The following is a 21,256-nucleotide window of genomic DNA, read 5'->3' as shown; positions in this document are numbered from 1 at the left end:
GACTTCAATTTACAACAGTAGCGTTGTAAATTTGTCAGGGCCGGAGAAGCGCGCCTTGCCGGAGCGTTCGCTGATGCTCCTTGCGAAACCGCGCGACGATGTCTTCCGTCGCGGCATCCGGGCAGACCCGATTTCTCAGGATGCGAGGGCCGATAAGCGCGCTGGCGAGCAGCTCCACGCAGTAAACCTCCGCATCCACCTCCTGGGCAGGGAAGGCGGCTGCGAGGTGCGTGCGAACGCCGTCGACCAGCGCGTCCCAATGGGGATAGCTATCGCGGATATTGCCTGGTGAGATGAACTCCTCGATCCAGAGCTTCATCACCTCTGGGTTCTCCAGGACGAAGCGCGTGACGTAATCGATGCGCTCGGTTTGCGGCAGGTCGGGCTGGAAGGCGCGGACGATCTGCTGCGAGGACCAGAGCTTCACATCGGCGAGCACGGCCTCGCGATCGTCGAAATGGTAGTAGACTGTGGTGCGATTCACGCCCGCCTCCCGCGCCAGCGCCGCGAGCGAAATCGCTTCGAGCCCGCGGTCACCGATGAGGCGCACCGCTGCCTGGATGAGTTGCTGGTGGGTTTGCTCGTACGCCTTGTAACGGCGCGGTGCGGCGGAGCGGGATCGGATAGGCATTCCGTGACGTAGCCGCAGCAGGCAAGGCGCGGCAATCCGATCCATTTTGTCGGGTTGACCGAGCGAGTGTGCAACGCAGGTCAGGCGAGAGAACTTTCAGGCGAGTTTCGCGCAAATCGAATGCCGACAAATGCGAACAGCGGCTTCAGCCGCGCCGCGTCGCGCGAGGCGAGCAACGTACCGCTAACCTTGGCCCGAATATCGTGCCGCCGCTACAGCGCCAAATTTAAGACGCGGCATGCGCCTTGCGCAATTTGCTGCCCGGCAACTCGCCTGTCGTCAACGAGAACGGCCGCAGTGCTATTTCCCTTGATCAGAATTTTCAAAAATATGTCACCAACGGCTACTTCGCCAGCTTGAGATGTTGGCGGAAGAAGCGGGCCATCACGTCGAACGCCTCGCGCGATTCTGGCAATGAGGGATCATAGAAAAAGGCGTGACCGAGTCCATCCCACACGTGCAGGTCCGCATCAACCCCGAGCTTGACCAGTTCGCGGTGGGTGTTGACCGCAGCGCTCATCTCCATCGCGCGCGTCGCGGTGATCAAGAGGGTCGGCGGGAAACGCTTCAGCAGATCGGGCGACAGGATCGGCGACACTTGCGGGTCGTCCAGATTGGCGCCCTCGAAATATCCGAGGCTGCGCGGGCTCGACGGCAACGCCTGGAATGGCCGGGCGTACGCGCGGCTGTCGCCGCCCCAGCGCGCATCGGCCGACGCGCAGAAAATGCCGATCGCGGCTGGCAACGGCAGCTTTTCCCGGACAAACGCGGCCATGGCTTCCGCCGTCAACAGTCCGCCGGCCGAGCAGCCGAACACCGCTATATCCTGCGGTTTGTGCGTCTTGAGCAGGTCCCGGTAGACTTTCACGACATCCTCGGTCGCTGCGGGATATTTCGCTTCGGGCGCCTGGCGATAGGTGATGCTGACGATCTCCACCCCGGCGAGCGCCGACAGCGGGATCGATTCGACCATGCCTGTGCCCGGTGCCATTCCCATGACGAAGCCGCCGCCCGGCAGGTTGAGCAGGATCTTGCTCTTGTTGATCTTGGGCACGCCGCCTGCCGGAGTGACGTATACTGCGGGGACGCCAGCGATTGTCGCGTCGCGCGTCGTTACCTTGTAGAGCGCTTTGATCCGATCGATCTGCGGTGCCATATATTGGCCGATCTTCGGTCGGACCGCGGGCACCATGCCGGCGGCGAGCATCTTCAGCATCTGCGCTTCGGGATCGGTCGGTTTCGCCGGCATCGCCGCCTTGGCTTCGGCGCTGACATATACCGACGGGGGCAACTCGAACGACGGCACGACAACGGTCTTGTCGGGCTTGATCGATCCGGCGGTGTCGGGCGCCGTCTGCGCGGCAACTGGCGCAAGGCCGACCATGAGGGTCGCGACGGTCGCGATAGCAATATGGCGATTTATGTGGGGGATGCGCATTTTTGCTCTCTCCTGATGACCGGTGCGTCTCGCGCTTCGAATCTCTTATGTTATGAAACATAATACACTTGCTTGCGACGGGATGGCAAGCGGGCTACCTGCCCCACGTGAAAGTGCCTCTCGACACCCCCGCGACATTTTTTGATCCGTTGCAGACGTTGCTCGGATTCCAGTTGCGACGTACCTCGGCTGCGTTGATCTCCGCCCTCGCGGAGGATCTGGCGCCGCTCGGGCTGAAGCCGAGCGAGGCGACGCTCATCATGCTGGTCGCGGCGAACCCGGGTTGCACGCAAAGCGAGATCAGCCGCGCGCTCCGCGCCAAGCCCGCCAATCTCGTGCCGCTCATTAACGCCCTGACGGCGGTCGGTGCGATAGATCGGGCGGCGGGCAGGGGGCGTGCTATCGAGCTATCGCTGTCGGCGACGGGTGAGGCGCTGCACGCGCAGGTGCGCAAGGCATTCGAGCGCAACGAGACGGTTATCGCCCGACATGTACCGGACGATCGTCGCGAGGAAACAATCGCGATCCTGCGGCAAATTTGCGCCGACGCGTGTTGCGGAGGGGACGCTCCCGGCGGCGCCTGAACGCTCAGGCCTCGGGCTCGACCCAGGTCGTTCGCAACGCGCGATCCGACATGTACTTCGTCGTCGTCCAACCCCCGTCGACCACGATCGTCTGGCCATTGATGAATCCCGCGCCCGGCGAACAGAGAAAGGCGATCGTGCTGGCGATATCCGAAACTTCGCCCAACCGGGGGAATGGCGTCGTCTCGACATTGACCCGCTTGAACATCTCGTCCTCGAACCGGTGGCGGACCATATCGGTCATCGTGACGCCGGGCGCGACGCAATTGGCTCGGATACCCTTTGGGCCGTAATCGCACGCGATATGCTCCGTCAGCGAGGTCAACCCGCCTTTGGCCGCCGAATAGGCGCCGCCGCGCCGCCCACCGATTACCGCGTAGGTCGAGGTGACGTTCACGATGCCGCAGCCATCGCCCATATGGCCGATCGCCTCGCGGCACAGCCGGAACGGGGCACGCAGCATCACATCGAGAAAACTGTCCAGTGTCGCGTCGTCGGTTTCGTGTAGCGGCTTGGGGCTTCCCGCACCTGCATTGTTGATCAGGAAATCGAGCCGCTCGAACCGGTCGAGCGCCAGTCCCACGATCCGCTGTGGTGCGTCGTCGGCGGTCACGTCGACCGACAGCGTTGCGAGCCGGTCGGGATCGGCGATTGTCGCTTCCAGCGTGGCGAGCTTCGCGGGATCGCGGCCCACCCCGACGATCGCCATGCCGGCATCGTAGAGCATCTTGGCGGTGCCCAGGCCGATGCCGCTCCCTGCGCCGGTGACGATGGCTACCTGCATTGTTGGCTCCCCCTGGTCTGTAGGACCGTGCTGCGCAGCATTTGGCGGTTGCTTGTCAACGTGGCACCGCGATTCATCGCCCGAGGGAAGTTTTGGATGGTCCGGTTACGGTGGTGCCGGGGCCATGTTACGCGCCATTCTGTCGATACGTGTCGAGGGACAGCACATGACTGATTTGAGATTCGACGATCGCGTGGTGGTCATCACCGGCGGTGGACGCGGCCTCGGTCGGGCCTATGCCGAATTGCTCGGTGCGCAAGGGGCCAGGGTCGTGGTCAACGATCTCGGCGTCACTATGGCTGGTGACGGGACGCGCGAGGATCCGGCCGGTGACGTGGTCGCAGCGATCGAGGCTGCGGGGGGACGGGCGCTCGCCAATCGGGATACCGTCGCGACGGCGTCCGGCGGCAGGGCGATCATCGAACAGGCGCTCGACAGTTACGGCCGGATCGACGTGCTGATCCACAATGCCGGCAACGTGCGCCGCGCACCGCTTGCCGAGATGACCGAGGAAATCTTCCGTTCCGTGCTCGACGTGCATTTGATCGGTGGATTCAACGTTCTGCAGCCGGCGTTCGCGGCGATGTGCAAGGCGGGCTATGGCCGGATCGTAATGACCACATCTATCGGCGGGTTATACGGCAATTACGAGGTCGCAAATTATTCCGCCGCCAAGGCCGGGCTGATCGGGCTGTCGCATACCGCGGCCATCGAGGGCGCCTCCCATGGCGTGAAATCGAACTGCATCGCCCCCAGCGCGGTGACGCGCATGTCCGAGGGGATCGACATCACCCAGTTTCCGCCGCTCGGCCCCGAGTTCGTCGCGCCAGCGGTTGGATGGCTGGCACATGAAGGCTGCAGCATCTCGGGCGAAGTGCTCGTCGCGCTCGGCGGACGCATGGCGAAGGCCTATCTGGCCGAAACGAAGGGAGCGTGGCAGTCGGCCTGGTCAATGGCTGAGGTCGGCGCGCGGATCGCCGATATCGACGATCGCGCGGATTCGTTTGTCTTTCCGGTCGTGCCGACCGAAGCAGGCGGCCCGCACGGTTTCATGAAGCATCTCGGCGCGAGCTTCGCGATGGCGCGCGAGGGGTGATCGGGCCGTGCCGGTGAGTTTCGCGAGCGGCACCGCCGTCGTGACCGGCGCCGGATCGGGCCTCGGTGCAGCGATGGTCGCGCAGTTCGCGGCGCACGGCATGGCGATCGTCGCACTGGACATCGATGGTGGGAGCGTCGAGGACGTGGCGCGCGCGGTCCGCGATCGCGGTGGGCGGGCGGTTGCGATGCGGGTCGATGTCGCCGATGCAGATGCCCTGTGCGCGGCGGCGACGCTCGCGGGCGAGACATTCGGCGGCTGCAACACCCTGTGCGCCAACGTCGGCGTGCAGCAGTTCGGCGCGATCGACACGCTGACCGAACAGGATTGGCGCTGGGTGCTGGAGGTCAATGTGATGGGCGTGATCCGCACCGTCGCAGCCTTCCTGCCGCTGATCCGCCGTACCGCTGGGGATCGCCGGATCGCCATCACCTCATCCTCGGCGGCACTGACGCCCGGCATCCGCATGGGCGCCTATACAGCAAGCAAATATGCCGTGACGGGTTATGCCGAGACGCTGCGCATGGAACTGGCGGAAGAAGCGATTGGCGTGTCGATCCTGTTCCCGGCAGGCATGACGACGCGGCACCTGGAAAGCAGCATACAGGCGCGCCCGGCATCGCTTGGTGCGTCCGAGGCGCGCCGTGCGGATATCGACGCGATGATGGCGAGCCGCGGGATGGATGCGACCAACCACGTCGCCTCGGCAGACCATGCCGTGCGCCATCTGGTGGCGGACCTTGCAGCGAACGAGCGCCATATCTTCACGCACGGTGAATATCGCGCGCAATTGCTGGCCGACCATGAAGCGGTCTTGCGTGCGCATGATCGCGGGCAACGCGACTGATCGTCGTTCGGCTCAGCCGGTTGCGGTCAGGGTCGCGCGAATCTGTTGCTTCAGGACCTTTCCGGCATCGTTGCGCGGCAGAGCCTGCCACAACACCACATCTTCGGGATATTTGAACCGCGCCACGCCGAACCCGGCAAGGAAGTCGACCAGTGCGGCGATATCGGGTTCGGCATCGCCCCGCGGCACGATCACCGCCACCGCGCGCTCGCCGGTGCGCGGATGGGGTACGCCGACAATGGCGATTTCGGCGATCGCAGGGTGCCCGGCCAGCAGGTCTTCGATCTCCTTGGGCGAGATATTCTCACCGTTGCGGATAATCAGATCCTTGATCCGGCCGGTGACGACGAGATACTCGCCATCGACCAGTGTCCCCTGGTCGCCGGTGCGGTAGTAACCTTCCCCGTCGAACGCGGCAGCTTCGTCCTCGGCATGGACGTAACCGACCAGCATCTGCGGCCCCTTCGCACGGATTTCGCCTTGTTCCGCGACGATCACCGTCGCGATGCCGGGGCGTCCGTCGGTGTCCGCCGCGTGATCGACGTCGCCGCGATCGATTACCCCGACGGTCGTGACGGGCACTTCGGTCGATCCGTAGACGCGGCTGACCACCGCGCGCGCGAAATAGCCGGCGGCCTCGCGGATAAGTGCCCCCGGGACCGACGCGCCGCCGCAGATGAAAAGCTTCAAGTCCGGCAAGCGCGTCCCGGCCTTGCGTGCCGAAGCCAGGAGATGTTGTAGGAATGGTGTCGCTCCGGCCATATGCGTGCAGCGTTCGCGCACCATCAGGCCGATCGCAGCGTCAGGATCCCAGCTTTCCATCAGGATGGCGGTCGTCTCGAGCAGCAGCGGCATCTCGAAGGCATAGATTGATCCGCCGATATGACTGATCGGCGACGGCACCAGGAAGCGGTCGCCGCGTTCGATCATCCAGTGCGCGCCGACCTGACGGATCAACGCGCCCAGCGAATTGTGCGTGTGCAACACGCCCTTGGGTCGTCCGGTCGTGCCGCTGGTGTACATCACCATACGGACCTCGTCGGGGTCCAGCGCGGGCAGGGCGGTGGGTGGCGCGTTTTCGAACAGGCTGGCAAAGGCGGTGTGCGGCCCGGCGTCGCCGCGCACGACGACGACTTCCGGTGCTGTTTCCGATGTCTCGCCAACGCGGCTCAGCATCGCGGCGTAATCATGGCCACGGAAGGTGGCGGGAATGAAGATCATCCGGCTGCCGATATCGGTGAGCATGAAGCGCAGGTCGTGATCGCGCAGCGACGGCAGGATCGGGTGCGCCACCATGCCGGAAAGTGTTGCGGCCAGGTAGATGATGGCAGCTTCGTGCCAGTTGGGCAGCATGAATGAAACCACGCTGCCGGGTGGGAAGCGAGCGCGCATCACCCGGGCGAGCATATCAGCGCGTTCGTGCAGGTCGGCAGCGCGTATTCGTGTCTCACCGTCGACGATGAGGATACGATCCGGCGCTTGCGCGGCCGCGCGGCGCAAGGCGTCGCCGATCGTTTCTGCTTGCCACCAGCCATCGGCATAGGCGCGCTCAGCCAGTGCAGCATCCCAACGGATGCGCCACCCCATGGGCGTGGTTCGTTCGTTCCGTTTTGCTTCCGACATGGCGTGGAGTCGATCTTTCGCGTTGGTCATGCCGGCACGCCGTGCGCGAACAGTCTCTTCAAGGCAGGACGATCGATTTTGAACGAGGGGTTCTTGGGGAGTGAATCGACGAACCGCCAGTGCACCGGCAAGTGCGTAGCCGGCAGATGTTGCCGGAGATGCCTCTCGAGCTCGGCGATGCCCGGTACGGACGCATCGCGCCGGAGCGCAACCACGGCGCCGGGCACCTCCGATACACGCGCATCGGCGACGCCGACCACGCCGACTGCGGATACGGCCGGGTGCAGCAACAACGCCGCCTCGATCGTCTCGGGCAAGACCTTGAACCCGCCGCGCATGATCGCGCCATCGGCGCGCCCGCGGTGGAACAGGAAGCCGTCCGCATCGATCACGGCGATGTCCGAGGTCCGGATCCACGCCGGACCCATGCGCGGCGACACGACTTCGAGGATGCCTTCCTGGCCCGCGCCAAGGATTTGTCCGGTCTCGGGGTCGCGAACGCGCAGGCCAACGCCGGGCATGGCGCGCCCCACGCTGCCGAATTTCGCGTCGCCCCATTCGGCGCGCAGTTGCGGGGTCATCGAAACGACCGGTCCGCCGAATTCGGTTGCGCCGTACGACAGCAGGATCGGAATGCCGTATCGTTCCTCGAAGCGGCGCTGCACGTTCGGGTCGAGCGGGGCCGCGCCGGTGCTGAAGAACTCCAGCGAGGCGAGATCTTCCGCTGGCAGATCGGCGTCGAGGATCATGGCGACGGCGGCAGGCGGCGCGCCGCTGGCTTTGGGCCGATAGCGCACGATGAAATCATGCCACGTCGCGACCGAGAAGCGATCGACCAGCACGACCCGCTTCCCGCGCAGCAGGGACGCGGCGATGCTGTAGATGCCGGAGATATTGCCGACCGGGAACGACATCAGGAACGGCGGTTCGTCGGGATCGTCGATCATCGTCATCCCCTGATTGAGGACGAACCTGGCGATGACCTCGTGCGGGATGGGGAATTGCTTAGGCGGGCCGGTGGTGCCGCTTGTCAGGATTTCCACGCGCGGCGGACCGTTGTCGGCGCGAGGAATGCCGCGCTCGGTGCCCGGGACCGCACACGCGCGCATCTCCGACAGCGCGATGCCGGCCATCCCTTTCGCCGCCAGCATCGCGCAGATCTCCGGTGTGAAATCCTCGTCGGCCATGACGACGACAGCGGAATCCAGACGTTCGATCGCAGCGGCGATCGCGTTGCTCGACTGGAAGGCGTAGACCATCCGCACGCTGCGCCCATCGGCCAGCATGCCGACCAGCGCGGCGAGCGCGGACGGGCGATTGCGCGGTACGAAGCTGACCGTCGCATCGGCGCCGGCCCCGCATGCCGCCAGCAGCGCGCGAACCTCGCCCGCCAGCCGCTGCACACTGCCCCAGTCGTGCCAATTGCCGGAAAATTCGATCGCCGGGCGGCTCGGCTCGATCGCGAGTGTTTCCGCACACAGATCGGACAAGGATTTCATGCCCCAAGGTCTAAGGCGCTTTACGGTGACGACAAGCGCAGGCACATCGTCGGGGCGGTCAATGGGGGATACAGGCTACGTGGCGACCATCGATCCCTATCTGATCGATTCCGCGAGCCTGCGCCTCGACTGGACGGGCAAGGCGCCGCCGCTTGCCTGTGTCGAGCTGGACGGTCTCGGGACCGATGCGGAGCTGCTGCGCTTGCCGCCTTTTCCGATCATCGGGATTGGCGACCCGGCGCATCCCGCCGCCCGATTGCTCGACGCGGTGGTCGAGGCCCCGGTGCGGCTCGATCGCATCGTCGAGCAGGTGACGCGCCACCCCCTTGCCGCCGCCGCCGTGGTGCAATTGCTGCGCGCCACCGAAGGGATGGCGGTCGATCATGCCCTGGCGATGGAATCGATCTGCTACGCGATGCTGCAGGGTAGCGCCGAACACGGCTGCTGGATCGACGCGCAGCCCCCGGCAGAACCCGCGCCGCCCGGGCGGGTCGACCTGACCCGCGACGGCGCGACGCTTCGCATCGTGATCGATCGGCCCGGTGCGCTTAACGCGATCGACCGGCCGCTGCGAGACGGGCTCTTCGAGGCGTTTACGCTTGCCGCGCTCGACCCGGATATCGCGCGCGTGGAACTGCGCTCGATCGGGCGGACCCTTAGTACCGGCGCCGATCTGAGCGAGTTCGGCACCACCCGCGATCCGGCGACCGCTCATCACATTCGAGGGCTGACGCTTCCCACACACCCGCTGTCGCGGTGCGGTGCGCGGGTCGAGGTGCATGTACAGAGTGCCTGTGTCGGATCGGCACTGGAGATGGTCGCCTTTGCCGGACGCGTCACGGCGTCGCCCTCCGCCTGGTTTCAGCTTCCGGAGCTGGCGATGGGCGTCATTCCCGGCGCTGGAGGCTGTGTGTCGATCCCGCGCCGCATCGGTCGGCAGCGTACCGCACTGATGATATTGTCGGGCAAGCGGATCGATGCTGATACGGCGCTACGTTGGGGCCTGATCGACGCGATCATGGACCAGCCGCCCGTCGATCCAGGTGGCGCGCACGCCGACTGAAGCGAGGTCTGCGCGGGCGAGCGCCCATGGGCGATCGAGCAGGCAAAGGTCGGCCGGCGCGCCGCTCTCGACCCGCCGTCGCTCGCCCAGCGCCTCGGGCGCGGCGAGGTACAGGTCCAGCGCCTGTTCCGGCGTCAGCGCCTCCGCTGCACCGATCGTCGCGCCCGCTGGTGTCGTGCGGGTGACGGCAGCGGCCATCGATGCCCAGGGGTCGGTCCCGCCAAACGGCGCATCGCTCCCTGCCGCCAGCGTGACACCAGCCTCCACGAACGTGCGCAGGCGATAGAGCAGGGGCTGATCCGACACGGCGACATTCGCGCGATAGGCGTCGCCACGCTCGGCGATGAAATGCGGCTGGCTGACCACGGCAAGGCCGAGCCGCGCGATTTCCGCGATGGCGGTATCGGGCGCGATCGAAGCATGCTCGATGCGGTCGCCGGCCATCGTGCCCGCGTCGTGCAGCGCCGCCAGCGCGAAGACCAGTTCGACTTCCGTCGCGCAGTGAACGGCAATCGAGCGGCCCCGTTCATGCGCCTGTCGGATGCCGGCAATCGCGTCGTCCAAGGGCGGCAGCGCGGCTTCGTGGAGGTGCAATTTGACCGGCCCCAGCCGGACCCCGTCGGTCATATCCTCGGCGGCGAGATCGAGCCGACCGGCCAGCAATATCTTTTGCGGCAGGTTGCCGCAGCCATGCTCGGCAGCGAAATGTCGGGCGATCATCGCATCGTTCGCCGGCGAGATTTCGGTCAGGCCGGTGACCCCGACCCGTGCCAACATGGCTCCAATCAGACCGAACGAAGGAGGGCGGCTGTCGAGCGCGCTTTTCAGCCAGGCGTCGCCTTCAAACAGGCGGCCGGTCGGGCGTCCGCCGACCCGTTCGAGGCCCGGCGGCGCCTCGCGGTCGGCGAGCAAAAGGTCGAGCGCCACGGAATTCAGAAACCACATGCGCCCGCCACGATGCTGCACGCGCACTGGCCTGGCCGGTACGATCGCGTCGAGCGTCGCGGCGTCGAGCAGCCCCGCGACGCTCTCGTGATAACCCACGCCGCGCAGCCAGCCGGTGCCGGGCGCGCGCAGCGCGGCGGTCAGATCGGCGAGGTCGGTGACATGCGGTGGGCCACATTGGATCGAGTTCAATGCGGCGGCTAGCGCGGCGACATGGATATGATGATCGTGCAATCCGGGCAGCAACAGGTTGCCGCTCGCATCGAGCACCGGCTCATTTTCGCGCGGCGGCAGATGTCCGATCGCCTCGATCCGGCCATGCATGATGCGCACATCGCCCTGTCCCCCGCCAATGAGCTCCGCGTTGTGGATCAGCATGGCGCGCCGCCGGCGAGAGAAGCGCGGGTATCCGCGCCGAGCGGCGAAACGCGGGCGACATCGCGGTGGCGCACCGACGCAAAAGGTTCGCCGGCCGACGCCGCCCAGGCAACCAGGTCACGATTGAAGCTCGGCGCATCGTACGCCCGCGCGGTTGCCATCGCTTCCGCCACCACCCCCGACATGGCGACGCCGAGCCGCCCGGCCCGGCCCGAGACCCATGCCGACCACGCTGCCTTCGCCGCGTAAATGCCCGTCAGCGGATCGGCGATCGCATCCCCGACGAAGCCGGCTTTCCCGCTGGCATCGCGCAACGCGGCATCCAGGCCGGCCGCGACGCCGCAATCGTCGCCGAAGCCGACCCAGTGCGCGGCATCTCCCGACGCGCCATGGCCGGTTATCGTCATCCATGTCAGGCCGGGTTGCGCGTGAACGATCTCGTCGGCGCGGATGCCGAGCTGTTCGAGCGCCCGGGGCCGCGCCGCCTCGATCACAATGTCCGACCGGGCAATCAGCGCCAGCAAGGCCGCGCGATCCTGCTCGTCGTGGAAATCGAGCACGACGCTCGCCTTGCCCTGATTGAGCAGTGCGAAGAACGCAGCATCTCCCTCGCGCATCGCGTCGGGCCGCCTGCGCGTTTCGACCTTGGTCACCTCCGCGCCCAGCAACGACAACAGATGCGCCGCAAGTGGCCCGGCCCACAGCGCCGACAGATCGAGCACGCGCGGCGCGCGTGCGGGGCGTGCGGTGGTGTCGCCTATCGTCAACGGCGCGCAGGCCGCAGGCGGTGGCCCGGTTTCGTCCTCAGCGGCGATCGCCAGCCCCAGTAGGCGCCCTCGCGCCACGAGACCGTACGCGTCCCGTTCCGCGATATGGGCCGTCACCGCAGCGTCGGTGCTGCAATCGGCATCGGTTTCGAACAAGGCGGGGAGCAGGTCACGGTCATCGGCGCGCGCAAGGTTGAGCGCGATTTCACCATTTCTCGCCGCATAAAGGCGACATCCACCGCCGGCCGACACGCGCGCCGGGATGCGAAATCCGCCAAGCATCGCGCGTTCGCCAAGCAGCGTTCGGCCATCGATCCCGTCTAGTGCCGCGCTTCCTGCCGTGCGGGCTAGGTCACGCAACCAGCCGTCGGCGATGCCAGTCAGCGGAATGGCAGCCGACATGGCTAGTCCTCGAACAGCTTGCGGACCTCACGCCTCAGCAATTTGCCCATTTCATTATAGGGCAGCGCATCGACGAATATGATGCGTTCGGGCACCCGCGAGGAGCGCAAGCGGTCCTTGACCAGCGTGCACAGTTCCGCCTCTGTCGGTCGATCATGCTCCGGGCGGCAGGCAATCGCGACGCCGACCGCCTCACCCCATTCAGCCGAGGGTACAGCCACTGCCGCGGCGTCGGCGATGGCTGCATAAGCGAGCAGCACATCCTCGATTTCGCCCGGCGAAATGTTCTCGCCGCCGCGCACGATCACGTCATCGGCACGCCCGGCGAGAAACAGATAACCCTCGGCATCGATCCACCCGGCATCGCGCGTGGGAAACCACCCCTGCGCATCCAGCGCGCTGCGTTCCTTATATTCGCCAGAGACCTGGTCGCCGCGCACGTAGATTTCGCCCCGTTCGCCCGCCGGGAGAACATTGCCCTCCTCGTCGCGGATTTCGAGTTCGATCGTCGGCAACGGCCGCCCCACGGACGACAGGCGCGCGCGCACCTCGGGGTCCGTGGCGCGATGCGCGGCGCGGTGTTCGTCGGGGCCGAGCAGCGCTACCGTCGAACTCGTTTCGGTCAGGCCATAGGCATTGGTGAAGCCGGTGGCCGGAAACAGATCGAGCGCGCGGTCGATCAATTCGGTCGGCATGCGTCCGCCGCCATAGGCGATCGCCCGCAACGAGGAGATGTCGCCGGGCGCCTTGACGTCCATCGCGGCGACGATCCGCGACAGCATGGTCGGGACCACAAAGGCGTTGGTGGCGCGCTCGGCGGCGACCAGCGACAGCCATGCCTGCGGCTCGAACGCCGGCAGCATCAGGATGCGGCGCATCGCATAGACCGAACTCAACAACGCCGCGATGCCGGCGATATGGTAGGGCGGGACGCAAACCAGTGCCGCATCTTCTTCGGGCGCAGAGGCGAATTCGACCGTGCCGAGAATATAGGACACCAGGTTCGCGTGGCGCAGCACGGCCGCCTTGGGCGCGGCGGTGGTGCCGCTGGTGAACAGCTGGATGGCGATGGTTTCGTCGGTTTCCGCGAGGTCGGGACCATCGGCCTTGACTTCCGCCTCGGCAACGAAATCCGCGCGGGTCCAGGCATTGTGGCCGGTGTCGGGGCTCAGCCGCCAGATGCGCTCGACATCGCCGATGATATAGGCCGGCGCGATCCGGCCGAGCAACGCGCCGAGATCGGCATCGGCCAGCCGGTAATTGAGCGGCACATAGGGCACGCCGGCGATCGCCGCGCCGAACAAGGCGATGGCCGAGGCTTCGCTGCCCTCGTCGAGCAGCGCGACGTGCGCCGCTTGGCTGTCGCGGATGCTGCGCGCTGCGCCCTGCGCCGCGCGGTACAGCGCGCCGTACGACCAGCGGCGGCCATCGCATACCAGGGCAATCCTGTCCGGGTCGGTATCCGCCGCCATCTGCAGGAAAAGGGAGATGTTCACCGCCTGGGTCCTCAGTCGGAAGCCGGCAGAGGTTTCGCGTCCTTGGTTACCAGCGCCACGCCATCGAGCGACAGCGATCCCGCGCCCTGCTTCACGCACAGCAGTTCGATCGTGCCCGCCGCATCGACGTAGCGCTTGCCCATCCGCGTACCTTCGGCAAAGGCCTGGTCGATCGCACCGCGCTCTGCGGGGCGCTCGTCGGCCATCGGCGCGCCGCCGCACGCGACCACGCCCTCGCCGGCGCGGATCACCATCACTTCGGTGTCGCAGACAACACTCTTCAGCTTCGTCCCAGGCTTCATGGCTTCCTCGATCACTCTTGCAGAGCGCTGGTGCGGCCCCACTCATCGTGCTTCGGTAGAGAAGCGCTTGACGTCCGGGCGTCAAGCCTCGCGGCATCGCGGCGACGATAACAGCGCCGCGATGCCGCAAGATCACGCCATCGTCGGAATCACGAAGCTCTGGTCCATCACCGCGCCACCATCGGTAGCGCTGCTCGGCCAGCGCTGCGTGACGGTCTTGGTCCGGGTGTAAAAGCGGATGCCGTCCATGCCATATTGATTGAGATCGCCGAAGCCGGAGCGCTTCCACCCGCCGAAGCTGTGATAGGCGACCGGCACCGGGATTGGCACGTTGATCCCGACCATCCCGACCTCGACGCTGCTCGCAAACTTGCGGGCGAAGTCGCCGTTGCGCGTGAACAGGGCGACGCCGTTGCCATATTGATGGTTGGTTGGATAGGACACGGCTTCCTCGAACGTCTCGGCGCGCATGATCTGCAGCACCGGCCCGAAGATTTCCTCCTGATAACTGCGCATCTCGGGCGTCACGTGGTCGAGCAGGGTTGGACCCATGAAATAGCCGTTCTCATAGCCCTGCTGCGACAATCCGCGACCGTCGACGACAAGCTCGGCCCCTTCATCGACCGCCATCTGAATATAGTTTTCGATCCGCGCCTTGTGTGCCGCGCCGACCACCGGGCCGTAATGCGCATCCGGATCGGTTGGGATGCCGACGCGCAGATCGGCGATCGCGGCGATCAGCTTGTCGCGCAACCGCTCCGCCGTTGCCGCACCGACCGGCACGACCACCGGCAGCGCCATGCAACGCTCGCCGGCTGAACCATAGGCCGCGCCGATGATGTCGGCGACCGCCTGGTCCATATCGGCATCGGGCATGATGATGCCGTGGTTCTTCGCGCCGCCCATGCACTGCATGCGCTTGCCGTTCGCCGCGCCCCGGCCATAGACATATTGCGCGATGTCGGACGAGCCGACGAAGCTGACGGCCTTGATGTCCGGGTGGTCGAGGATCGCGTCGACCATTTCCTTGTCGCCGTGCACGACGTTGAGGATGCCCTTGGGCAGGCCGGCTTCCAGCGCCAGTTCGGCGAGCCGCACCGGCACCGACGGGTCGCGCTCGGACGGCTTGATGATAAAGGCATTGCCGGTCGCGATGGCCGGCGCACACATCCATAGCGGGATCATCGCCGGGAAGTTGAATGGCGTGATACCGGCGGCGATGCCGATCGGCTGCCGCATCGAATAGACATCGATGCCCGGCCCCGCGCCTTCGGTATATTCGCCCTTGAGCAAATGGGGGACGCCGCAGACGAATTCCACGACTTCCAGCCCGCGCTGAATGTCGCCCTTGGAATCGGCGATCACCTTGCCATGCTCGCGTGACAGCAGTTCGGCGAGCTCGTCCATGTGCCGCTCGATCATCTCCTTGAAGCGGAACATGACGCGCGCGCGGCGCTGCGGGTTGGTCGCGGCCCATGCGGGTTGCGCAGCCTTCGCATTGGCAACCGCTTCATCGAGCAGGGTCGCATCACCGAGTGCAACCTGCGCCTGCACCTTGCCGAGCGCCGGATCGTAAACGTCGCCGAGGCGGGTAGGGGCGGCGGTCGTGGCAGTGCCGTCGATGAAATGCTGGATCAGTCGCATCAGGAAGTCCTCATCCTATTGTCCGGCCGGGATAGCATTTGCGATTATGCACAGATATACGGGTAAAATGCCGAATAATTGTGCAAATAAGTGAATGCTTGACTGGGACGACCTGCGCATCTTCCTCGCTGTCGTGCGCAGCGGAAGCTTTGTCGCGAGCGGGCATCGACTGGGGCTCAATCACACCACGCTGGCACGGCGCCTGACGGCGCTCGAAAGCTCCTACGGTACGCGATTGCTCAATCGATCACCGCGCGGGGTGCAGCCGACCAAGGCGGGGCTCGACCTGATCGAACATGCTGAACGCATCGAGGAAGAGGTGCTGGCGGCGGGGCGACGCGTCGAAGGTCAGGACGGAGACATCTCGGGCGTGGTGCGCCTCGCAACGCCGGAAGCCTTCGGGACCTATTTCATCGCCTCGCGCGCCCATCGCCTGCATGCGCAGCACCCGCAGATCGAACTGGAGCTGGCGCCGGAGTCGCGCGCCGTGAACCTGTCGAAGCGCGAGGCCGATATCGCGATCAGCCTCCATCGACCCGATCAGGGGCGATTGCAGTCAGCCCGACTGGTCGATTACCGCATTGGCCTGTTCGCATCCGAGGCGCTGCTCGCCCGCGTCGGGCCGGTGGATTCGCTGGCGGCGCTGCGCGCGCAACCGTTCATCTCCTATATCGAGGAGATGATCGACCTGCCCGAGTTGCGCAATCTCGACCGCTCTATGGCCAAGCGCTGCGTGTTCCGCTCCAGTTCGGTGGCGGCGCAGATGGAGGCGGTGGCGTCCGGGCTCGGCTTCGGCCTGCTGCACTGTTTCGCGGTCAGCCCGCACATGCGTCTGGTACGAGTACTGCCTGAGGCGGTGGAGGTCGTGCGCAGTTACTGGATGGTGCTCCATCACGATCTCGCCCGCGTGCCACGGATTCGCGCCGTCGCGGATTTTGTGGCGGAGCAGGTGCGCGCGGAGAAGGCGACCTTTTGACGCGGCGTGCTATGGGCGCGAAATTGACATGCGAAAGGACGGATCATTGGCCGAAGGCGTTGCTGGCATGGCCGACCTGGGCAGCTACGACTATGTCATCGTCGGTGCCGGTTCGGCGGGGTGCCTGCTCGCTAATCGCCTGTCTGCCGACCCCGCGACCCGCGTCCTTCTGCTCGAGGCCGGGGGCAGGGACAATTGGATATGGTACCATATCCCTGCCGGATATCTGTTCGCGATCGGCAATCCTCGCGCCGACTGGATGTTCGAGACGGTCCCGGAGCCGGGCCTGGGCGGGCGCAAAATCGCTTATTCGCGAGGCAAGGTGATCGGCGGGTCGTCGTCGATCAACGCGATGATCTACATGCGTGGCCAATCAGCCGATTACGACGCCTGGCGGCAGCTGGGTCTTGTCGGCTGGGGTTGGGACGATGTCCTGCCTTATTTTCTGCGCCATGAGGATCATGTCGCCGCCGAGGGGGTGCATCACCGGTCCGGCGGCGAATGGCGCGTGGAGAATCCGCGCGTGCGCTGGGATATCCTCGACGCGATCCGTGCCGCCGGGGCCGAGGCCGGGATCGCGCTGATCGATGATTTCAATCGCGGCGACAATGCCGGGTCGGCTTATTTCCAGATCAACCAGCGCGCCGGCCGGCGAGTCAGTGCGGCAGGCGCCTTTTTGAAGCCCGTGCTCAGCCGTCCGAATCTCAGGCTGGAAGCCGGCGTGGAGGTCGAGCGTATCGTGCTGGAAGGCAAGCGCGCCACGGGGTTGATCGTCCGCCGCGGTGACGAACGATCGACCGTGCGTGCCACGCGCGAGATCATCCTTGCGGCCGGCGCAATCGGTTCGCCGAAGCTCTTGCAGCTTTCGGGCATCGGCGACCCCGCTGCCCTGACGGCCGTCGGCATTCCGGTCGTCCACGCCTTGCCCGGTGTTGGCGGCAATCTGCAGGACCATCTGCAGATTCGCCCGGTCTACCGGGTCAGCGGCGTCCGCACGCTCAACACCGATTATGCCAATCTGTTGAAGCGCGCGGCGATGGGGCTGGACTATGTCTTGCGCCGTCGCGGGCCATTGACGATGGCGCCGTCGCAGCTCGGCATGTTCGCCAGGTCGTCGGACCGGTATCTGACGCCCAATCTGCAGTTCCATTTTCAGCCGCTGTCGCTCGACAAATGGGGCGATGGGATGCACCGCTTCGGGGCGTTCACCGCGAGCGTGTGCAACCTGCGGCCGAGCAGCCGCGGCAGCGTCCGGCTGGCGAGCGCGGATCCGCACGCGCCGCCGCTGATCGCGCCCGGCTATCTGTCAACGGACGAGGACAAGCGCGTCGCGATCGACTCGCTCCGGCTTACCCGCAAGATCGTGGCGCAGGCGCCGCTCGCACAGTTCACGCCGGCAGAGTTCCGCCCCGGTGCCGAGGCGCAGACCGACGATCAGTTGCTGGCGGCCGCCGCGACGCTCGGCACCACGATCTTCCATCCGGTCGGAACCGCCGCGATGGGGCCGGACGGCGATGGGCAGGCGGTGCTGGACGAAAGATTGCGCGTGCGCGGGATCGCCGGGCTGCGCGTGATCGACGCCTCGGCAATGCCGCGGATCGTGTCCGGCAATACCAATTCCCCGACGCTCATGATCGCGGAAAAAGGCGCTGCCATGATCCGCGAGGACGCGCGCTGAGATCGCCGGTCAGGCTATCCCGGCCTGCATGGCGTCTCCGATCGCGCGAACGAAGCGCGCGGCATCGGCGCCGTTGATGACGCGGTGGTCGTAACTCAACGACAGCGGCAACATCTTGCGCCACACCACACCACCTTCGGCGTCCGGAAAGGGACGAAGCTGGATCGCGGTTGCGCCCAGGATGGCGACTTCGGGAAGATTGATCAGCGGCGTGAAGGCAGTCCCGCCGATATGGCCCAGGGACGAGACGGTCATCGACCCGCCGACCATGTCGGCCATGGCAAGGCCCCTGCTTCTCGCCTTTTCCGCCAGCTGGGCGAGTTCGGCGGCGAGTTCCGCGATGGGCCGCTGCGCGGCATCGCGCAGCACCGCGACGACCAGCCCCTTCGGCGTATCGATCGCGACGCCGATGTTGACGTACTTCTTGAGAACAAGCGATTTCCCGTCGGCACTCAGCGACGCATTGAAGGTCGGAAATGCCGACAACACCGATGCGAGCGCGCGAACGAGAAGGATCACCGGCGTCAGCCGACTGTCCGGATGCGCGGCGTTCCAGGCGGCCCGGTTCGCCTCGGCCGCGGTGACGTCGATCTCGTCATGGTGCGTTACATGGGGGATGGCGACCCAGTTTCGCCCGAGATGTGCGCCCGTCAGGCGCTGGATTCGCGTGAGTGGGACCGTTTCCGTTTCGCCGAATTCACCGAAATCATATTCGGCAAAGGGCGCGAGCCCTGACAGATGCGTAAGCATGTCGGACATGGATGGGTCTCTCTGCATTGGCGTTGGCGCTATCGGGAAGCGCGGTATTCCTTTGCCTGCCGGCGGGCTACCGCCGGGGCGATGGTTGTTGCGCGGCAGCAGGAGATCGTGCCGGCGACGTGCGCGTCAGTCGGGTCCCGCGTCGATCAGGTGATCGACGCGGGACCCGCTGTGTCTACCTTCGGCTTGCGACGACGCTTGACGCTACCTGCCTTTCGCGGGGCGTCGCCGAAATCGAGCGTACCGAACAACCAGTCGTAGAACAGGGAAATGGTCGCGAAATTGCCGCCGGTGAAGCGGGCGTGATGATGATGATGCATCTTCGCCATCGTGTTGACGTAGCGGAACGGGAAGCGATCGACCGTCCACAGATCGTGATTGTGAAGATTGATCTCCGAAAAGGCGATCCAGGTGATCACGATCGTGCCGACATGGAAATCGCCCATGAAGCGCGACAGCAGAAACACCGTCCCGACATAGAGGCAAAGGCCGATCGCCACTTCGAGCGGGTGAATGAAGCTTGAATCGCCGCGGCAAGGGTTGTGCTGCCGGTGGTGGACGGCGTGGACCCACATCAAGGGCCCGCCCAAAAAGCCTTCGTCATGAAACAGGAAACGGTGCGCGAAATAATAGAAGAAGTCGTACACCATCAGGATGACGGCCATGTCCACCACATAGCGCCACCAGGGCTGTGGATCCGTCGTCAGGCAGAACGGAAGCACCAGCCCGAAGATCACCGCAAAGCAGAATAGCCCCCATTTGCGGTTCCATTTCTGGTTGGCGGCATAGTTCGGCTTCTCCATCTTGCGGGCGTAAGCCTCCCGGTTGACCTTGCTCGCCTCCCGAACCGCGGGCAGCATCAGCGCGAGCCGCCCGAATATGAAGGGGAGAACGAGGATCGCGACCAGCGTGAACAGTGACAATTGCCAGTGATAATCGGCCGCAAGGGTGGAAAGAAGGTGGTTCATCGCAATCCTCGTTTGCTCGTGAACGTCCGATGGGCGGAGGCCTAAGCCTCCGCCATCTCCGCTGCCCGGCGCTCGGCGTGATCGCGGAACATCTTCATCACGTCGCCCGAGGTGACCGGGCGGTCCTGGGTCATCGGCACCGCGCCGCCGGATGATTTGGGGCTGGTGTCGACGCCCTTGGCCTTTGCCCGCGCATGGCAGGCGCCGACGGTCAGGTCCTCGCGCTTGTTGTGCTCGAACATCGCTTCGTGGCGCAGCCACTTGATTGCGTTCTTGTGCGTCACCTTGTCGATCTGCTCGTCGGACAGATTCTGCACCTGCTCCCACAACAGTTCGGCAGCATCGGGCCACAGTGCGTCCGAGTGCGGATAATCCACCTCATAGGTGACATTCTCCTCGCCGATTTCGGCGAGGTTCTTGATGCCATAGGGGTCCCACAGGAAGCAGTGGCAGAAATGCCGCTTCATCAGCTCGGAGGGTTTGACGTCCTGATAGCGCGACTTGGTCCAGGCCTTGTGCCGCCAGTTGGAGAAGTCGGCGCGCTCCATCAGATAGGGAACCCAGCCGATCGACCCTTCGGCCACGATGATGCGCATATCGGGATATTTGTGGAGCTCCTCAAGCTGCAGCCAGTCCGATACGCCCTGTGCGACGGAGAGCGGCATGGTCGAGATCCAGGCCTCGATCGGCGTTTCCTCCGACGCATGCGGCGCGGGGTTGCCCGAGCCGATGTGCAGCGCGATGGTCATGTCGTTGTCGACGATCGCCTTGTAGATCGGGTCCCAATAGGGGTTGTGGATGCTCGGCAGACCCTGCACCGTCGGGTTCTCGTTCATCGAGACGACGTGGAAACCCTTTTTTGCAAGACGGTTGATTTCCGCGACGCTCGCTTCGGGATTCCAGGTCGGCAGGATGCCCAGCGGAATGAAGCGACCCGGATAGGCCATGCACCATTCGTCATAATGCCAGTCATTATATGCCTGCATGTGGCGCAGGGAGAGCGCCTTGTCGGCCGCCTTGTGGAACGTCTGACCGTCAAAGCCGATCGAGTTGCCGAAGCACATCGAGGCGGCAATGCCGTTGACGTCCATGTCGTCGATGCGCGCGTGGACGTCATAGCAGCCGTCCCGCAGCTGATCGAGCGAGGTCGGCTCCATGCCATATTCCTCGAACGGGCGCCCGACAACGGCGTTGAGGCCCACGGAGGAGCGCACATTGCCCTGATATTCCCAATAGTTCTTGCCGCGCGGATCGGTGCGCAGCTTCGGCGCCGAAGCGAGCAGGTCGCCAGACAGCTGGCGGTCGAAAAGGTCGGGAGGCTCGCAAATGTGATCATCGGTGCTGATCACGACCATGTCGTTCTTTTTCATGATTAA

The 21,256-nt window shown here is 65.3% G+C and carries 19 protein-coding genes; 6 read left to right on the top strand and 13 right to left on the bottom strand.

The window, feature by feature from the left end:
- Window positions 1-34 precede the first annotated feature (34 nt).
- Both U1839_RS03170 and U1839_RS03165 read right to left on the bottom strand, forming a co-directional pair.
- Window positions 35-631, bottom strand: a complete 597-nt coding sequence (locus U1839_RS03170; RefSeq protein WP_332802224.1) for a TetR/AcrR family transcriptional regulator — start codon at window positions 629-631, stop codon at window positions 35-37.
- A gap of 343 nt (window positions 632-974) precedes the next feature.
- Window positions 975-2,069, bottom strand: coding sequence for an alpha/beta hydrolase fold domain-containing protein (locus tag U1839_RS03165; RefSeq protein WP_332802223.1), 1,095 nt, complete (start codon window positions 2,067-2,069; stop codon window positions 975-977).
- Window positions 2,070-2,218: 149 nt separating this feature from the next.
- On the opposite strand from U1839_RS03165, the gene U1839_RS03160 reads away from it, so the two are divergent.
- A complete protein-coding gene (locus U1839_RS03160) occupies window positions 2,219-2,653 on the top strand; it encodes a MarR family winged helix-turn-helix transcriptional regulator (protein ID WP_332802222.1) in 435 nt (144 codons plus the stop codon).
- Window positions 2,654-2,657: 4 nt separating this feature from the next.
- Here U1839_RS03160 and U1839_RS03155 read toward each other — a convergent pair whose 3' ends face one another.
- A complete protein-coding gene (locus U1839_RS03155) occupies window positions 2,658-3,437 on the bottom strand; it encodes an SDR family NAD(P)-dependent oxidoreductase (RefSeq protein WP_332802221.1) in 780 nt (259 codons plus the stop codon).
- A 166-nt stretch (window positions 3,438-3,603) separates the two neighbouring features.
- On the opposite strand from U1839_RS03155, the gene U1839_RS03150 reads away from it, so the two are divergent.
- A complete protein-coding gene (locus U1839_RS03150; protein ID WP_332802220.1) occupies window positions 3,604-4,533 on the top strand; it encodes an SDR family NAD(P)-dependent oxidoreductase in 930 nt (309 codons plus the stop codon).
- Window positions 4,534-4,546: 13 nt separating this feature from the next.
- Window positions 4,547-5,380, top strand: a complete 834-nt coding sequence (locus U1839_RS03145; RefSeq protein WP_332802219.1) for an SDR family NAD(P)-dependent oxidoreductase — start codon at window positions 4,547-4,549, stop codon at window positions 5,378-5,380.
- Window positions 5,381-5,392: 12 nt separating this feature from the next.
- On the opposite strand, the gene U1839_RS03140 is transcribed toward U1839_RS03145, so the two are convergent.
- Both U1839_RS03140 and U1839_RS03135 read right to left on the bottom strand, forming a co-directional pair.
- On the bottom strand, window positions 5,393-6,967 hold the full coding sequence (locus tag U1839_RS03140) for an AMP-binding protein (RefSeq protein WP_332802218.1): 1,575 nt from the start codon (window positions 6,965-6,967) through the stop codon (window positions 5,393-5,395).
- Between the two features lie 62 nt (window positions 6,968-7,029).
- Window positions 7,030-8,502: a class I adenylate-forming enzyme family protein gene (locus U1839_RS03135; protein ID WP_332802217.1), complete on the bottom strand. Its 1,473-nt coding sequence runs from the start codon at window positions 8,500-8,502 to the stop codon at window positions 7,030-7,032.
- 79 nt (window positions 8,503-8,581) lie between these two features.
- On the opposite strand from U1839_RS03135, the gene U1839_RS03130 reads away from it, so the two are divergent.
- Window positions 8,582-9,565, top strand: a complete 984-nt coding sequence (locus U1839_RS03130; RefSeq protein WP_332802216.1) for an enoyl-CoA hydratase/isomerase family protein — start codon at window positions 8,582-8,584, stop codon at window positions 9,563-9,565.
- Here U1839_RS03130 and U1839_RS03125 read toward each other — a convergent pair.
- The 5 genes from U1839_RS03125 to U1839_RS03105 form a co-directional block, all read right to left on the bottom strand.
- On the bottom strand, window positions 9,494-10,888 hold the full coding sequence (locus U1839_RS03125) for an amidohydrolase family protein (RefSeq protein WP_332802215.1): 1,395 nt from the start codon (window positions 10,886-10,888) through the stop codon (window positions 9,494-9,496). The genes U1839_RS03130 and U1839_RS03125 overlap by 72 nt on opposite strands.
- Window positions 10,882-12,057 carry a CoA transferase gene (locus U1839_RS03120; RefSeq protein WP_332802214.1) on the bottom strand — a complete coding sequence of 392 codons (1,176 nt, stop codon included), beginning with the start codon at window positions 12,055-12,057 and terminating at the stop codon, window positions 10,882-10,884. The genes U1839_RS03125 and U1839_RS03120 overlap by 7 nt, the downstream gene beginning before the upstream one ends.
- Window positions 12,058-12,059: 2 nt before the next feature.
- On the bottom strand, window positions 12,060-13,553 hold the full coding sequence (locus U1839_RS03115) for a class I adenylate-forming enzyme family protein (protein ID WP_332802213.1): 1,494 nt from the start codon (window positions 13,551-13,553) through the stop codon (window positions 12,060-12,062).
- An 11-nt stretch (window positions 13,554-13,564) separates the two neighbouring features.
- Window positions 13,565-13,870 (bottom strand): hypothetical protein, encoded by a 306-nt coding sequence (locus tag U1839_RS03110; protein ID WP_332802212.1) that lies wholly within the window; start codon window positions 13,868-13,870, stop codon window positions 13,565-13,567.
- A gap of 117 nt (window positions 13,871-13,987) precedes the next feature.
- The gene (locus tag U1839_RS03105) at window positions 13,988-15,499 is read right to left on the bottom strand and encodes a CoA-acylating methylmalonate-semialdehyde dehydrogenase (RefSeq protein ID WP_332802211.1); all 1,512 of its coding nucleotides are present in this window, start codon (window positions 15,497-15,499) and stop codon (window positions 13,988-13,990) included.
- Between the two features lie 94 nt (window positions 15,500-15,593).
- Between U1839_RS03105 and U1839_RS03100 the strand changes: the two genes are divergently transcribed.
- Window positions 15,594-16,475 (top strand): LysR family transcriptional regulator, encoded by an 882-nt coding sequence (locus tag U1839_RS03100; protein WP_332802210.1) that lies wholly within the window; start codon window positions 15,594-15,596, stop codon window positions 16,473-16,475.
- Between the two features lie 67 nt (window positions 16,476-16,542).
- On the top strand, window positions 16,543-18,153 hold the full coding sequence (locus tag U1839_RS03095) for a GMC family oxidoreductase (protein WP_332802209.1): 1,611 nt from the start codon (window positions 16,543-16,545) through the stop codon (window positions 18,151-18,153).
- 9 nt (window positions 18,154-18,162) lie between these two features.
- Here the strand turns inward: U1839_RS03095 and U1839_RS03090 are convergent, their stop codons facing one another.
- The 3 genes from U1839_RS03090 to U1839_RS03080 form a co-directional block, all read right to left on the bottom strand.
- Window positions 18,163-18,912 (bottom strand): 2-oxo acid dehydrogenase subunit E2, encoded by a 750-nt coding sequence (locus U1839_RS03090; RefSeq protein WP_332802208.1) that lies wholly within the window; start codon window positions 18,910-18,912, stop codon window positions 18,163-18,165.
- 146 nt (window positions 18,913-19,058) lie between these two features.
- Entirely contained in the window at window positions 19,059-19,880 is an 822-nt protein-coding gene (locus tag U1839_RS03085) for a sterol desaturase family protein (RefSeq protein WP_332802207.1), read from the bottom strand.
- Window positions 19,881-19,921: 41 nt separating this feature from the next.
- On the bottom strand, window positions 19,922-21,250 hold the full coding sequence (locus U1839_RS03080; protein ID WP_332802206.1) for an amidohydrolase family protein: 1,329 nt from the start codon (window positions 21,248-21,250) through the stop codon (window positions 19,922-19,924).
- Window positions 21,251-21,256 lie beyond the last annotated feature (6 nt).

This window comes from Parasphingomonas halimpatiens (genome assembly GCF_036663795.1).
Classification (GTDB): Bacteria; Pseudomonadota; Alphaproteobacteria; order Sphingomonadales; family Sphingomonadaceae; genus Sphingomonas.
The sequence above is the reverse complement of the archived record's forward strand: the minus strand, read 5'-3'. Positions and strand labels throughout refer to the sequence as shown.

What these genes read in the sequence shown, in the direction of transcription:
- U1839_RS03170 (WP_332802224.1), bottom strand. Translation starts at nt 631, where the DNA reads ATGCCTATCCGATCCCGCTCCGCCGCACCGCGCCGTTACAAGGCGTAC.
- U1839_RS03165 (WP_332802223.1), bottom strand. Translation starts at nt 2,069, where the DNA reads ATGCGCATCCCCCACATAAATCGCCATATTGCTATCGCGACCGTCGCG.
- U1839_RS03155 (WP_332802221.1), bottom strand. Translation starts at nt 3,437, where the DNA reads ATGCAGGTAGCCATCGTCACCGGCGCAGGGAGCGGCATCGGCCTGGGC.
- U1839_RS03150 (WP_332802220.1), top strand. Translation starts at nt 3,604, where the DNA reads ATGACTGATTTGAGATTCGACGATCGCGTGGTGGTCATCACCGGCGGT.
- U1839_RS03140 (WP_332802218.1), bottom strand. Translation starts at nt 6,967, where the DNA reads ATGGGGTGGCGCATCCGTTGGGATGCTGCACTGGCTGAGCGCGCCTAT.
- U1839_RS03135 (WP_332802217.1), bottom strand. Translation starts at nt 8,502, where the DNA reads ATGAAATCCTTGTCCGATCTGTGTGCGGAAACACTCGCGATCGAGCCG.
- U1839_RS03125 (WP_332802215.1), bottom strand. Translation starts at nt 10,888, where the DNA reads ATGCTGATCCACAACGCGGAGCTCATTGGCGGGGGACAGGGCGATGTG.
- U1839_RS03120 (WP_332802214.1), bottom strand. Translation starts at nt 12,057, where the DNA reads ATGTCGGCTGCCATTCCGCTGACTGGCATCGCCGACGGCTGGTTGCGT.
- U1839_RS03105 (WP_332802211.1), bottom strand. Translation starts at nt 15,499, where the DNA reads ATGCGACTGATCCAGCATTTCATCGACGGCACTGCCACGACCGCCGCC.
- U1839_RS03100 (WP_332802210.1), top strand. Translation starts at nt 15,594, where the DNA reads ATGCTTGACTGGGACGACCTGCGCATCTTCCTCGCTGTCGTGCGCAGC.
- U1839_RS03095 (WP_332802209.1), top strand. Translation starts at nt 16,543, where the DNA reads ATGGCCGACCTGGGCAGCTACGACTATGTCATCGTCGGTGCCGGTTCG.
- U1839_RS03090 (WP_332802208.1), bottom strand. Translation starts at nt 18,912, where the DNA reads ATGTCCGACATGCTTACGCATCTGTCAGGGCTCGCGCCCTTTGCCGAA.
- U1839_RS03085 (WP_332802207.1), bottom strand. Translation starts at nt 19,880, where the DNA reads ATGAACCACCTTCTTTCCACCCTTGCGGCCGATTATCACTGGCAATTG.
- U1839_RS03080 (WP_332802206.1), bottom strand. Translation starts at nt 21,250, where the DNA reads ATGAAAAAGAACGACATGGTCGTGATCAGCACCGATGATCACATTTGC.